Annotated in this window: 12 protein-coding genes and 1 tRNA gene; all 13 read right to left on the reverse strand. The window is 63.2% G+C overall.

Annotated features, from left to right (window positions below; translation table 11 throughout):
• Positions 1 to 2 precede the first annotated feature (2 nt).
• Positions 3 to 1,022 (reverse strand): magnesium and cobalt transport protein CorA, encoded by a 1,020-nt coding sequence (locus ACR9WD_RS09050; RefSeq protein WP_337445787.1) that lies wholly within the window; start codon positions 1,020 to 1,022, stop codon positions 3 to 5.
• A 179-nt stretch (positions 1,023 to 1,201) separates the two neighbouring features.
• Entirely contained in the window at positions 1,202 to 2,932 is a 1,731-nt protein-coding gene (locus ACR9WD_RS09055) for an HNH endonuclease signature motif containing protein (protein ID WP_434921968.1), read from the reverse strand.
• A gap of 109 nt (positions 2,933 to 3,041) precedes the next feature.
• Positions 3,042 to 3,114: transfer RNA gene (locus ACR9WD_RS09060), tRNA-Ala, on the reverse strand.
• A gap of 72 nt (positions 3,115 to 3,186) precedes the next feature.
• Positions 3,187 to 3,567 carry a ribosome silencing factor gene (gene rsfS, locus ACR9WD_RS09065; RefSeq protein ID WP_121866901.1) on the reverse strand — a complete coding sequence of 127 codons (381 nt, stop codon included), beginning with the start codon at positions 3,565 to 3,567 and terminating at the stop codon, positions 3,187 to 3,189.
• Between the two features lie 57 nt (positions 3,568 to 3,624).
• Positions 3,625 to 5,007 (reverse strand): hypothetical protein, encoded by a 1,383-nt coding sequence (locus ACR9WD_RS09070; RefSeq protein WP_434921969.1) that lies wholly within the window; start codon positions 5,005 to 5,007, stop codon positions 3,625 to 3,627.
• An 82-nt stretch (positions 5,008 to 5,089) separates the two neighbouring features.
• Entirely contained in the window at positions 5,090 to 5,695 is a 606-nt protein-coding gene (gene nadD, locus ACR9WD_RS09075) for a nicotinate-nucleotide adenylyltransferase (RefSeq protein WP_073706141.1), read from the reverse strand.
• Positions 5,696 to 5,697: 2 nt separating this feature from the next.
• Positions 5,698 to 5,910, reverse strand: a complete 213-nt coding sequence (locus ACR9WD_RS09080) for a hypothetical protein (RefSeq protein WP_038990848.1) — start codon at positions 5,908 to 5,910, stop codon at positions 5,698 to 5,700.
• Between the two features lie 118 nt (positions 5,911 to 6,028).
• Positions 6,029 to 7,315 (reverse strand): glutamate-5-semialdehyde dehydrogenase, encoded by a 1,287-nt coding sequence (locus tag ACR9WD_RS09085; protein ID WP_038990847.1) that lies wholly within the window; start codon positions 7,313 to 7,315, stop codon positions 6,029 to 6,031.
• A 16-nt stretch (positions 7,316 to 7,331) separates the two neighbouring features.
• Complete coding sequence (proB, locus tag ACR9WD_RS09090) at positions 7,332 to 8,489, reverse strand: glutamate 5-kinase (protein ID WP_038990846.1); 1,158 nt, start codon at positions 8,487 to 8,489, stop codon at positions 7,332 to 7,334.
• Positions 8,490 to 8,492: 3 nt separating this feature from the next.
• Positions 8,493 to 10,082, reverse strand: a complete 1,590-nt coding sequence (obgE, locus tag ACR9WD_RS09095; RefSeq protein WP_073706139.1) for a GTPase ObgE — start codon at positions 10,080 to 10,082, stop codon at positions 8,493 to 8,495.
• A 124-nt stretch (positions 10,083 to 10,206) separates the two neighbouring features.
• The gene (gene rpmA / locus ACR9WD_RS09100) at positions 10,207 to 10,461 is read right to left on the reverse strand and encodes a 50S ribosomal protein L27 (RefSeq protein ID WP_013349162.1); all 255 of its coding nucleotides are present in this window, start codon (positions 10,459 to 10,461) and stop codon (positions 10,207 to 10,209) included.
• 49 nt (positions 10,462 to 10,510) lie between these two features.
• Entirely contained in the window at positions 10,511 to 10,819 is a 309-nt protein-coding gene (gene rplU, locus ACR9WD_RS09105) for a 50S ribosomal protein L21 (RefSeq protein WP_073706138.1), read from the reverse strand.
• A gap of 227 nt (positions 10,820 to 11,046) precedes the next feature.
• A complete protein-coding gene (locus ACR9WD_RS09110) occupies positions 11,047 to 13,884 on the reverse strand; it encodes an Rne/Rng family ribonuclease (RefSeq protein WP_434921970.1) in 2,838 nt (945 codons plus the stop codon).
• Between the last annotated feature and the right edge of the window lie 175 nt (positions 13,885 to 14,059).

The raw sequence follows: 14,059 nt of genomic DNA on the forward strand, positions 1-14,059 counted from the left end.
GCCTAGAACCATTTACGCCATTTGAATACACCATACAGGGCTGCGGCAAAGCCGAGCATGAGGCAGACAGCCACCGGGTAGCCGAATGACCAGTGAAGTTCAGGCATGTTATCGAAATTCATCCCGTAGATGGCTGCGATCAGCGTCGGTGCGAACAGGATGGCTGCCCAACCCGAGATCTTCTTCATGTCCTCGTTCTGCCGCTGTGCCACGAGGGTAGAGTTCACGTTCAAGATCTGCGAGAGCGCATCCCTGTATTCCACGGCTTGGGTGTGCGCACGGGTGAGGTGGTCGGTGACATCCTGGAGGTAGGTTTCCAGTTCTTCGGGCACCGGGTACTTCTTGAATCCGTCATCGAGCGATTGCACCACTTCCAGCAACGAGGCTGTCGCGTGCTGCATGTCGATGACTTCTTGGCTCAATCGGTAGATGCGTTCGGTGACCGCAGCGTCCCCGCTGAAGACTTGGCGTTCGATCTGCTCCTTGTCGATGCCCAGCCCGTGGAGCACCGGGACGTACCCATCGACGATCTCATCCAGAATCCGGTACAGGACTGCCTCAGCGCCCAGACGGAGCAGTTCCGGGTCCTTGAGCAGCAACTGGTCCTTGCGCAGGCGCCCGTTCCTGATGGACTCGACGAACCCTTCGCCGTCGGTGCCATCGATCCATCGGCGGTCCTGGCAGAGGACAGCTACAGCGCCTTTGCGGACCAAGATGTGGAACTCGGACAGCTCCACTTCTTCGGTTTCGTCCAGGTACAGAGCCGAACGCACAACGAGCAGAAGCACCTCGCCGTAGCGTTCGAGCTTCGGCCGCTGGCGGGCGTGGACGAGGTCTTCGACGAGCACCGGGTGCAGGTCCCACGCCTCGGTAAGTTCTTGGATGTCAGCCTTATCCGGGGTCGGATAGAGCGACAGCGCGATCCGCTGGGGTCCGGATTGGCCGAAAGCCAGCGCGTCGGCTGCGCTGGTGCCTTCCGGTGCGGATTCCACGGTGCCGTCGTCAATATAACGCACTGCCATCGAGGCATGTGATGACTGATGGATTCCATAGGCTGCTCTGGCGTTCGCTGCCCGGCGTTGAACTCGTGACATTTTGCTCCTGAATGATCTTCGTTCATTCAAGTATGGCAAGTCGCGAACGCATTTCGGCGTTGATCAGTTCTCCGGCTTTTCGACTGCCGATTCTTGGCGGCCGAAGCCTAGGGGGCGACGATTTCTGCATCCAGCTTTCCGGCACGCCACTGGGCCGTGGTCTCATCGGCCAACGCTTCAGCTTCCAACGCCTCTGCCGGTGTCATGAAATAAGTATTGATTCGCAATTTCTGCTCGGGATCCAATTCGGGTGAAAGCAGCACCATGGGTCTGCTTTGCGGGATCTTCACCGCATGGAACAGTCCGCAATGACGGGCCGTGTGATGGAATACGCAACTCAAGGCCGCATTCTTGATATCCGTGCGTCCGCCCTGTTCCCAGGCGTCCAGATGATCGAGTTCGCACCGTTCGGCAGGCATGCTGCACCCCGGATAGGAACAGCCGCGGTAGGCTGCCCGTATCGCCCGGCGTTGGGCCTTGGAGTACAACCGTTGCGTCCGGCCCAAGTCGAGAGGCAGACTCTTGCCGTTCAACACCACAGGATAGATCCCCGCATGGCACAACGCTGCCCTGGCTTCGCCCGGCGATAGCTGAATTCCCGAAGAAGTGACCGCGAAATCAGATGCCTGTGCCAGCATCCGCTCGTAATTCAGGATGATGCTCACCTGCGGAGTAGCTAGTCCCGGTTGCATGTCCGGCGGGCTTGCCGTTCGATCGCTCATCAGCAGTGCCATGAACCCGATAAGCCTCCGGCGTTCAGGTTTCAGATCTTCCCAAGGGGCCGATTCGGTGCCTGGTTCCTGCTGGTGTTCCGTAGTTTCATGCTCATTCGCGGTTTCGGCACCTGTTGCATCGTCTGGGTCCGTGGCTTCGGGTGCCTCGGTGTCCGCTTGTGCATCGTCGTCATCGGATTCGGTGCCTTCGGCATGATCTTGAGCCCAATCGGGCATGGACTGCTTATCGTCCCAATCGCGGGCTACTTCTCCCGTGAATTGCGCTTCGGCATCCTTCAAGCCCTCGCGGTTGCCCGCCACGGTCGCCGGGTTGTCCAGCGAAGCGAAGAACGCCTCGATATACGCTGCTTGGGAAGGCAACGCCTTCAACACATATTCGATGAGGCCATGGCGAAGTCCCTTTTTGAAGATTCCGATGCTTTCCAGCAGCGCCTTGATCGAACGCTTACCGGCCTTCACCTGCGCCACCAAGTCGCTGATATGCTTTCGGGCCGATTTGGGCTCTGCATGCATGAATGCCAAGGAATCTCGTTCAAGCTGCGCCTTCTTGGCCTGACCGGCCTCCCCCTCGCCCAAGTCCTTGCGTGCCGAATGCAGTTTCTTGCTGGCAGCAAGGACCAGACGTGGGTCTGACGCAGGATCATTGAACTCGGTCGCAAGCTGGGGCAGCCACGGGGGCGTCGGCAGTCCTGCCTCATCGACGCTGCCAAGCAAGCAGCCAGCAAGGATGAGCCGTTCACTGGCGGTGCCCAGCGGGATATCCAGCCAGTCGCGCATCATTCCACGCGTGTTCCTGAAGTGGGTCCGGCCGGTAATGGTGCAGCCGGCTGCATCTTCGATGTTCTGCAGCGTCGGGTGCCCGGTGGCTTCTTCGATAGCCTGGAAGGAAGACTGGTCGAGCTTGTGGGCCCCGGTGCGGCGCAACGCGTGCGCCGCGCGAATCTGGGCTCGGGACGTTTGCTGGGCGATACGCTCGATTAATTTGGCGTAGCAGGCAGCATGGCCGGCGGGAAGATTGCCCGCACCAAGCACAGCGGTGGCTGCGCCGATGAGCTCGAAGGCTTCAGCGAGCTGTTGCAGTGCTTTGGCGGTCTCGGTGGTCATGGATACAGCTTGCACCGAATCCAGAGTGCACAAAGGCGGGCTCGGCCAGACTGCGGAAAAGTAAAAATCCTGCGATTCGGCCCGAGCCGACTCGCAGGATTTTAATTTGTGGAGGTAAGGGGATTCGAACCCCTGACCTTCTGCATGCCATGCAGACGCGCTACCAACTGCGCCATACCCCCAAAAGGATTGCTGCCCTGATCAGGCAACTCCATAATCATAGATGACTACCTGATCAGGATGCAAATTGAGGGCTACTTCTGGTTTTCAGGGTTTTCGGCAGGCAGCTCGATGACTGGGCAGTCGGCCCAAAGGCGTTCAAGCGCGTAGAAGATGCGGTCTTCCTGGTGCTGGACGTGGACGACGACGTCGCCGTAGTCCAGCAGTACCCAGCGGCCCAGGCCGAAGCCTTCGCGGCGGATCGGGCGCATGCTGTACTTGTCGAGCACCTCGGCAACGATTTCGTCGACGATCGCGTTCACCTGAGGTTCTGACCCACCAGAAACAATCAAGAAAGCGTCGGTGACGCCCAGGCGGTCGGCAACATCCAGCGCGACCATGTTTTCTGCCAGCTTTTCGGAAGCCGCATGCGCGGCGACCTTCACGAGGGCGATTGATTCTGCGTGTGCTCCCATTGAGTGGAGTGTCTCCTTATAGAGGTGTAGATCGAGAACCTAATTGTCCTACGAAAACTAGTTGCCAAGCAACATGATCAGGCCAGCGACCAACGCGGCACCGCCCACACTGAGGGCGACGATCATCGCGATCAGCATGTTGTTGGCTCGGCGAAGACCGTGGGCCTGCACGTCAAGCGGCTGCAGACCCTGCGCGTTGACCGCGTCGATGCGTGGCATGTCGACGTCAGCAGCTGGTTGCTCGGCCTGGGTCTTGGGCTTGGCCGGCGCCTCCGGCGCTGGCTTGGCTGCCGGTTTTGCAACGGGCTTGGCTGGTGCCTTGGGCGCTGGCTTGGGAGCCGGCTTAGCCGGGGCCTTGGCAGCAGGCTTCGCTGGAGCCTTAGCCGCCGGCTTGGGTGCCGGCTTGGCCATCGGCTTCTTGGCTGCTGGCGCCGCTTCGTCCTTCTTGGATCCTGCGGTGAAGTCCAGCGAGACGCTTTGCGTCTTCGGGCCCTGCACGCCGGTCTTGGCGATGCGGTCCTCGACCTCGCGGATGTTGCCCATGGCTCCGGTGAACGGGTCGGAAGCCTGGTCATCCTTGCCCTGGTTGGCGTTCTGCACGCGCAGTCGTTCGCGCTCCGCGGCACGGCGGGAAATGATGGCTGCGCGAGCGGCCATTTCACGCTGGTGGGCGAGAACCTCGAGATCGATCTCGGAGTCGTCCTCCCCCAGCAGGTTCGGATCAACCGGAGCCTTGGGCGCGTGGGCGCGGCGTGCGGCCAACGCCTGCTCGACGCTCATGACGGTAGTCTCCGGGGCGTCGTCCTTTGGCGCAGGCTTCTTCGCGGCGGCGGGTTCCTGCTCGGCCTTGCCCTGATCAGCCAACGCCTGCAGGCGCAGCTGGCGGCGGGTCAGCGGCTTCGGCTCCTCGGCCGGGGCAACGGTTGGAATGTTGGTGGTCAGCGCGCCGACTTCTTCTTCAAGACGGCGACGCTCGCGCAATGCCTCACGGTCGCGGGCACGGCGCAACGATGCGCGCTCACCCAGAGGTTCTTCGGCCTGCGGTGCACCAGCCGGCTTGGCTGCGGGCTTGGCGCTGGGAGCCTTGGCCGGAGCGGACTTCGCCGCTTGCGGCTTGGCCTGAACGGCGTTGGCGGCAGGTGCCTGCGGGGCAGGCTTGGCCGCTTCCGGCTTGGCGCCGGACTCCTTGGCGGCAGGCTTGGGTGCCTGCTCCTTGGCCGGCGCCGATTTTGCAGGCTCTGCCTTGGGTGCCGGCTTGGCTTGCGGGGCCGCGTCGCTTTTCGCTGGCTTCGCCGAATCCTCGGCCTTGCCCTCGTCCTTCGACGCGAGTTCCTTGGCTTCCTGTTCGGCCTTGCTGCTGGCCAGCAATGCTTCCATCTCAGCACGTCGTTTTTCGCGCAGAGCTCGCCTGCTTGAAACCGGCTGCGAGTTATCGCTCATCCTGATACTTCTCCCGACCGCATAGACAAATACCGTCACCCTTACCTAGAGATTATGCCGTGTTACCCCACCCTATGTGAGGTTACGACTCGGTATACAGCCCATATTTTGCAATGTACTGCACCACACCGTCCGGCACCAGATACCAAACCGGCTTATCTGCGGCGACACGTTCCCGGCAATCGGTGGAGGAAATTGCCAGAGCGGGAATCTCCAATTGCGAGACGTTGTCGCGGCCCAGATCCGCGATGACGTAACCAGGACGGCTCACGCCAACGAAGTGGGCGAGGTCGAAGACCTGGTCGATGTCGCGCCAGCTCATGATCTGGCTCATCGCGTCGGCACCGGTAATGAAGAACAGCTCCGCGTCCGGGCGCAGGGCACGCAGATCGAGCAAGGTGTCCCGCGTGTAGGTGGCGCCTTCGCGGTCGATGTCGACGCGGCTTACGGTGAAGCGCGGGTTCGACGCGGTGGCGATCACCGTCATCAGGTAGCGGTGCTCGGCGCTGGTGACTTGGCGATCGGCCTTCTGCCATGGTTGGCCGGTGGGTACGAAAACAACCTCATCCAGGTCGTATTCGGCAGCTACCTCGCTGGCGGCGACCAAGTGGCCATTGTGGATGGGATCAAAAGTACCGCCCATCACGCCGAGGCGCAATGGGCGGTCTTGAGGCTTTTGCTCTGCCAAGACTAGTGGCTATGCGGAACGTGAGTCTTGAACTGGCGGTGGGTGTCCTCTGGCTCAGGCTTGGCGTCGTGGCGGTTGCCTACGTTGGTGTAGGACACGGTGATCAACAGCAGGATCATCAGTGCTGCGAAGATGCCACCACCGATGATCACAGCGAAAGTGTGAGGGTCCATGCCGGTGGAAGCGGCTTCGGAAGCCAAAATCAGCGCGTTCAAGATAATTCTCCAGTCGTTTTCACGAGCCCGCTGTGCCACCAGCCGGGGCGGCTGGAGCAGCGGCTCGAAAAGTAACGGTACGTTTCTTCTACATCGTACCGAAAAGGGCGGTCAGAAACTATTTCCGGATATGTCCGTCGCCTTGGACGATCCACTTGGTCGTGGTCAGTTCGGCCAGGCCCATCGGGCCGCGGGCGTGCATCTTCTGGGTCGAGATGCCCACTTCGGCGCCCAGGCCCAGTTGCCCGCCGTCCGTGAACCGGGTGGAGGCGTTGACGATCACGGCGGCCGAGTCGATCTCCGCGACGAACTGCTCGGAGGCGGCCAGCGAAGAGGTGACAATCGCCTCGGTGTGGCCGGTGGAGTAGGCGCGGATGTGCTCCAGGGCCTGGTCCATGCCGTCGACGACCTTCACCGCGATGTCCAGGTCCAGGTACTCGTTGCCCCAGTCCTCCTCCCCCGCGGCGATGGTCTGCAGCTGCGGAACCAGTGCGGCGGCACGATCGTCAGTGTGCAATCTCACGCCGGCAGCGGACAGGGCCTGCAGCACTGCCGGGGCGGCGGCGGCATCCTTGTGGACCAGCAGGGTTTCCACGGTGTTGCAGACGCTGGGACGGTGGGTCTTCGCGTTGAGCAGGATGTCCACCGCCATTTCCTCGTCGGCGCTCGCGTCGAGGAAGATGTGCACATTGCCCTCGCCGGTTTCGATGACCGGGACCTTGGCGGTGGTGACCACGCGCTGGATGAGCTCGCGGCCGCCGCGCGGGATGAGCACGTCGATCTTTCCGCGCGCGCCCATCATGGCGTCGGCGCCGGCACGGCCGAACTCGTCGACCGAGATCACGATGTCGCGCGGCAGGGAGACGGACTCCAGCGCATCGCGGATCACCGCGACCAGCGCCTGGTTGGAGTTCAGCGCGGCCGAGCCGCCACGCAGCAGCACGGCGTTGCCGCTCTTCAGCGCCAGGCCGGCAATGTCCACGGTGACGTTGGGACGGGCTTCGTAGATGGTGCCGATGACGCCCAGCGGCACGTTGACCTGGCGCATGCGCAGGCCGTTGGGCAGGGTTTCGCCGCGCACCACGCGGCCTACCGGGTCGGGCAGCCCGGCGAGCTCATGCAGCGCGGCGATCAGGCCGTCGATGCGCGGGCCATCGAGCTTCAGCCGGTCAAGCAGTGCTTCGGAGGTGCCATTGGCGCGGCCCGAGGCCAAGTCCTGCTCGTTGGCGCGCAGGATCATCGAGCGGTTCTCGTCGATGCGCGCGGCCATGGCGGCCAGGGCGCGGTCTTTCCAGTCGCGGTTGGCGCGCTTGAGGATCCGCGAGGCGCGGCGTGCGCGATCGGCCAGCTGATGGACCGAGGTGGTGACGTCGGTGGTCGTTGCTTCGGTGTTTACGGCGTCCATACTCATGCTCCTCATTCTAGAAAATGGGTTCGATCAAAGCCAGATCATCGACATGCACTACCGACCTGTCGTAACCTGCGCCGAGTTCTTCCACCAGCTCTGTGGTGCTGTGACCCAGCATGTCGGGCAGTTCGTGGGAGTCGAAATTCACCAGCCCGCGGGCGAAAGGAGTCCCCTTGGCATCGCAGATTTCGACGGCGTCGCCGGCTTCGAATTCCCCGCGCACCGCGGTGATGCCGGCGGCCAGCAGCGAGTTGGTGCCGCTGGCGATGGCCTTGACCGCGCCGGCATCCAGGATCAGCTTGCCTTCGATGTTGGCCAGGTAGGCGAGCCAGACGTCGCGGGCCGAGCGCCGGGAGTTGCGGGCGGCGAACCAGGTGCCCACGTCCTCTCCGCGCAGCGCCTTGGCCGCATTGTCGGTGCTGGTCACCAGCGTCGGGATGCCTGCCGAGGAGCTGAGGGTCGCGGCGTCGACCTTGGTGATCATGCCGCCGGTGCCCACCCCGGCCGCACCCGGGGTGCCCAGGTCCACGGCTTCGAGCTCGTCGGGGTGCTCGATGGTGGTGATGCGGCTGCCGCCGTCGTCCGGGTGCGCGTCGTAGACGGAGTCCACGTCGGAGAAGAGCAGCAGTGCGTCGGCCTTGACCAGGTGGGCTACCAGCGAGGCGAGCCGGTCGTTGTCGCCGAAGCGGATTTCGCGGGTGGCTACCGCGTCATTTTCGTTCACGATGGGCAGCACACCCAGGTTCAGCAGGCGGACCAGGGAACGCAGCGCGTTGGTGTAGGACGAGCGGCGCATCAGGTCATCGGCGGTCAGCAGCACCTGGCCCACGCGCTGGTCGTACTCGTCGAACAGCTGGGTGTACTGAGCCAGCAGCAGGCCCTGGCCGACGGCGGCGGCGGCCTGCTGGGTGGCCAGGTCCTTGGGACGCTTGGCCAACCCGAGCGGGGCCAGGCCGGCGGCGATGGCGCCGGAGGAAACGAGGATGACCTCGGTACCGTTGCGCAAGGTTTCAGCGAGCGTGTCCACCAGGAACTTCAGCCGCTCGTGCGATATCCCGCCGCTGACCGTGGTCAACGAGCTGGATCCCACTTTGATGACCAGCCGCTTGGCTTGCGGCAGCTGGTGGGGCGAGGTAATGGCTGAAATTGTCTTAGTGGCGCTTTCACTCATACTTTAATTTTCCTCCTGATTTGCCTTTGGTTCAGCAGTTTTGCGTCCGTACTTGGCGTCCACGGATTCGGTCCAGATGCCGGCCTTGCGCTCGGCTTCCAGCTCGGCGCGGGCGGCCGCCTTGGCGGCCTTGCGCTCCTCGTGCTCGGCGCGCTTCTCCTCGCGGGTCTTGCGATCGCCGCGCTCCTCGAGGCGGATATCCTCGCCGCGCCGGCTGCCGCCGAGCAGTTCGGCACCGGCAGCCATGGTCGGCTCCCAGTCGAAGACCACTGCGTCGTCCTCCGCGCCGATGATCACCGCGTCGCCCGGCTTGGCGCCGGACTTGAACAGCTGGGTCTCGACGCCCAGCTTGGCCAGGCGGTCGGCCAGGTAGCCTACGGCTTCATCGTTGCGGAAGTCGGTCTGCATGATCCAGCGTTCCGGCTTCTCGCCAATCACCCGCCACATCGGCTCAAGGTTCTGCTCCTCGCGGCGGATGGTGAATTCGACGCGCTTGGCTGCGCGCGGACGGATCACAGGCACCTCGACGACAGGGGCTTCAACCACCTGTTCGGCACGGGCCTGCTCTACCAATTCAGCCATAGCGAAGGACAGATCGCGTAATCCATTACGCGAGAGCGCGGAGATCTCGAAGACGCGGTAGCCGCGCTTCTCCAATTCCGGGCGAACGAATTCGGCCATGTCAGCGCCGTCCGGCATGTCGACCTTGTTCAGCGCGATCAGTTTCGGGCGGTCGATCAGTGGCACGATGGTGCCATCGGTGCCGGCGAAGGTGGAATCAGCCTCGTAATTGGCCAGCTCCGACTCGATGATCTCCAGGTCGCTGATCGGGTCGCGGTCCGATTCCAGCGAGGCGCAATCCAGCACGTGCACAATCGCCGCGCAGCGCTCGACGTGGCGCAGGAACTCGTGGCCCAGCCCCTTGCCTTCGGAAGCGCCCGGGATCAGGCCAGGCACGTCGGCGACGGTGAAGCGGGTTTCGCCAGCTTCGACCACTCCCAGGTTGGGCACCAGCGTGGTGAAGGGGTAGTCGGCGATCTTCGGGCGAGCCGCGGACAGGGCGGCGATCAGCGAGGACTTGCCGGCCGAGGGGTAGCCCACGAGGGCGATATCGGCCATGGACTTCAGTTCCAGGACGATGTCCTGGCTGGTGCCAGGGATGCCCAGCAATGCGAAGCCCGGGGCCTTGCGCTTATCCGAGGCGATGGCTGCGTTGCCCAGGCCGCCCATGCCGCCGATGGCTGCGATGTATTCGTCGCCCGGATTGACCAGGTCGCCGAGGATGTCGCCGTCCTTGGTCTTGATGACGGTGCCGGCAGGTACGCCGAGGACCAGATCCTCGCCGCTTTTGCCCGGGTGCAGGCTGCCCTTGCCCGGTTCTCCGTTGCCGGCCTTGCGGTGTGGCAGGTGGTGGAAGTCCAGCAGCGTGGTGACCTGGGGGTCGACGCGCAGGATGATGTCTCCGCCCTTGCCTCCGTTGCCGCCGTCGGGACCGCCAAGCGGCTTGAACTTCTCACGCTTGATGGACACACAACCGTGGCCACCATTACCTGCGGTGACATGAAGGGTTACGCGATCAACGAATGCAGCCACGGGGCCATCTACTCCTAGTACGGGGTTGCGAGGGATACTCGCTTAAAAGTCTAACTATGCACGCAAGGGGCGGACCGAAATCGGCCCACCCCTTGTGTACTAAAAAATTTGCCTGATACCTGAATTAGGCAGCAGCCACAATGTTCACCACGCGGCGACCACGACGGGTGCCGAACTCGACTGCGCCAGCAGCCAATGCGAACAGGGTGTCATCCTTGCCACGGCCTACGCCGGCGCCTGGGTGGAAGTGGGTGCCACGCTGGCGAACGATGATTTCGCCTGCCTTGACTTCCTGACCACCGTAGCGCTTTACGCCTAGGTACTGTGCGTTGGAATCGCGACCGTTGCGAGTGGAACTCGCACCTTTCTTATGTGCCATGCCTTTTAGCCTCTTTCGCTACAAAAAATGGATTCTACGATTGCCTGAATTAGGCGATCGAGGTGACCTTGACCTTGGTCAGAGCGGCACGGAAGCCCTGGCGCTTCTTGTAACCGGTCTTGTTCTTGTACTTCTGGATAACGATCTTCTCGCCGCGAAGGTTTTCTACAACCTCAGCGGTGACCTTGACATTAGCCAGATCGGCAGCTGCGGAAGTTACCTTCTCGCCATCTACCAACAGCAAAGCTGGAAGCTCGATGGAGCTGCCTGGGGCAGCCTGAAGACGGTCAACGGTGATGAGGTCTCCTACGGAAACCTTCTCCTGGTGGCCGCCTGCGCGGACAATTGCGTACACCACGTGGGTACTCACTTCTACTCGACGTTTATTGTCTTACCGGCGCAGATATCGACCCGAACACCCACATAGTGGATGCGATCCGGGGATCTCATGCGCTTGTGCCTTGACGCCGAGCGGACCAAAAGTCCGTGATCTTGGCGTTTAGCACCGATCAACTAGATTACGCTAGTCCCCACCGCTGGAGCAAATACAAACTGCCCCAGCGTGGGAAGCGTGATCAAGTTCATCTATTTCAGTTCGCGTACCGGAACACCCACACCGAGCATGACCGGATTCCCGGCAGGTTCAGCTGGTTTTTCCTTCTTCGAACCGGAGGCATCCATCTGGACTACCGAACCGGTAGCGGCGGATACCTCTGCCACGAGGACCTCTGCCGTCGCATCGCCCTGGACCGAGGTGGCCCGACGACTGCGGCGCTTTGGCTTCGTGGAAATCTGCGGGGTTGCCGTGGCGGCAGCCGGAGCGGAAGCAGGTGCAGTTGCAGCGGCAGGAGCACTGGCAGCTGGCATGGCCAGGCCGGTAAGCACCGGCTGGTCCTGCTGCGCCGACTCCTGCGGACGCGATGCACGGCGCGAACGCTTGCGAGGCTGCTCTTCGGACTTCGGGGCAGCAACAGGTTCAGGAGCAGCTTGCTGTTCCTGGCTGGCCTGTGCGTCCTCGTTGGTCGAAGCGCTTTCCTCGGCCTGGTTGCGGTTGCGTCCGCGGGAGCGCGAACGGCGGCGCGGCTTGCGGCTGCCATCGTGCTCTTCGCTGGACTCTTCCTTGCCAGGCAAGGCGGCTTCCAGGGCCTCCAGGGTCACCGAAGCCTCGGCGGCCTGCGCAGGGGCCGCGGTGGCCTGTGCGGGGACCACGGACTTCGTCACCGGAATCTGCTCGCCCTCGATGCTCACTGCGTTATCAGCAGGGCCGTCAAGGTGCGAGGCGGCGGCGATGCTGGCCAGGGCGTTGCGCGTGGCTTCGTCCTTCTCCCCTGCTGCCTGGTCCTGCTTCTCAACCGGCTTCTGCTCGTCCTTCTCGCCGCCGCGACGGCGGCGGGAATTGCGGCTTGGCTTGTCGTTGAACTTCTTGCCATGCGCTTCGCCATGCGAGTTGAAGGACTTGCGCGATTCGACCGGCTCGTCGTGGGTGATGACGCCAGCACCAGCGCAGTGCTCGCACTCTTCGCCGAAGACTTCGAGCAGTCCGGTGCCCATGCGCTTGCGGGTCATCTGCACCAGGCCCAGCGAGGTCACTTCGGCCACCTGGTGCTTGGTCCGGTCGCGGCCCAGGCACTCGACCAGGCGGCGCAGCACCAAGTCGCGGTTCGACTCAAGCACCATGTCGATGAAGTCGATGACGATAATGCCGCCGATGTCGCGCAGGCGCAGCTGGCGCACGACTTCCTCGGCCGCTTCCAAGTTGTTCTTGGTCACGGTCTCTTCGAGGTTGCCGCCCGAACCGGTGAACTTGCCGGTGTTGACGTCGATGACAGTCATCGCCTCGGTGCGGTCGATGACCAGCGAGCCGCCCGAAGGCAGGAAGACCTTGCGGTCCAGTGCCTTGGCGATCTGCTCGTCCACGCGGAAATTGGCGAAGATGTCCTCTTCGGCTTCCCACTTCTCCAGGCGTCCCATCAGGTCCGGGGCCACGTACATGACATAGGCCTCGATGGTGTCCCAGGCGTGCTCGCCCGAGACGATCAGCTTGGTGAAGTCCTCGTTGAAGACGTCGCGGACTACCTTGATGGTCAGGTCCGGTTCCGAGTACAGCAGTTCCGGAGCCAGGGTCTTGGTGGAGTTCGCCTGTTCCTCGATGCCTTCCCACTGCGCGCGCAGCCGGTTGATATCGTTGGTCAGCTCCTCCTCGGAGGCGCCTTCGGCGGCGGTGCGCACGATGACGCCAGCGTTTTCCGGCAGGTGGTCCTTGAGGATCTTCTTCAGGCGCTGGCGCTCAACATCGGGCAGCTTGCGCGAGATGCCGGTCATCGAACCGCCCGGCACGTAGACCAGGTAGCGGCCCGGCAGCGAGATCTGGCTGGTCAGGCGGGCACCCTTGTGGCCTACCGGGTCCTTGGTGACCTGGACAAGGACCGAGTCGCCGGCCTTCAATGCGTTCTCGATGCGGCGTGGCGCGCCTTCGAGCGCTGCCACATCCCAGTTGACTTCGCCTGCGTACAGCACGGCGTTGCGGCCGCGTCCGATATCCACGAAAGCGGCTTCCATGGAGGGCAGCACATTCTGCACCTTGCCGACGTACACGTTGCCGATCAGCGAATCCTGCTGGGTCTTGGAGACGAAGTGCTCTGCGAGCACGCCGTCTTCCAGCACGCCGATCTGGATGCGGTCTTCGCGCTGGCGCACGATCATCTTGCGCTCGACGGACTCGCGGCGGGCCAGGAACTCGGCCTCGGTGATCACCTGGCGGCGGCGTCCGGTTTCGCGCGATTCGCGGCGGCGCTGGCGCTTGGCTTCCAGGCGGGTGGAACCGCGCACCGAGGCGACCTTGTTGTTGACCGAGCTGTGGCTCTCGATGCTTCCACGCGGAGCACGTACGCGGGTGACGGTGTTCGGCGGATCATCCTGCGAGCCGCCTTCGAGCTCCAGGTCCACGTCGCCACGGCGACGGCGGCGACGGCGACGCGAGGTCACGTCGTCGGAATCGGCGTCTTCAGCGGAATTCGAGGCAGCGGCACGGCGGGCAGGTTCCTGCTTCTTCGCGACGGCTGCGGCCAGCACAGCCTGGGCGGTTTCCGGCACGGCAAACGGATTGAGGATCATGCTACTACCGTGTTCGGCCAGCAGCATGCCGGTCTGGTCAACGTCGTTCGCCTCTTCCACCGGGGCAGCTTCCTGCTCGGCGGCTTCGGTTGCTTCGGCGTTCTGCGCCTGTGCGTCTTCATGCTTGGCTGCGGCAAGCTCGACGGCCGCGTCATTGGCGGTATCGCGTGACGCCTGGGCACGGCGTTCTGCTTGGCGGCTGGCCCGCTTGGTGGAATCAGGCGTGGAAACCTGGGTGCGGCGGGTGGCCCGCCAGCGGTATGGGCTTTCCTCGACACCGGCAGCGGCATTGAGTTCGGCCAAGGTCATGGCGCGACGCAGTGGCCGCGCAGGCGTGGTTGAAACACTGGTACGGCGGGCTCGAGTTGAACGGTTGCCCCGCTTATTACCTTGCGCTCCACCCTTTCGTTGATTTGCTGCGCTCATTTAAATTCGCGTACTCCTACTATGTCCCGCTTCGGCATCCTCCACAGACGGCGCCGTC

The sequence above is a fragment of the Glutamicibacter sp. PAEs-4 genome (genome assembly GCF_051161755.1).
Taxonomy (GTDB): Bacteria; Actinomycetota; Actinomycetes; order Actinomycetales; family Micrococcaceae; genus Glutamicibacter; species Glutamicibacter nicotianae.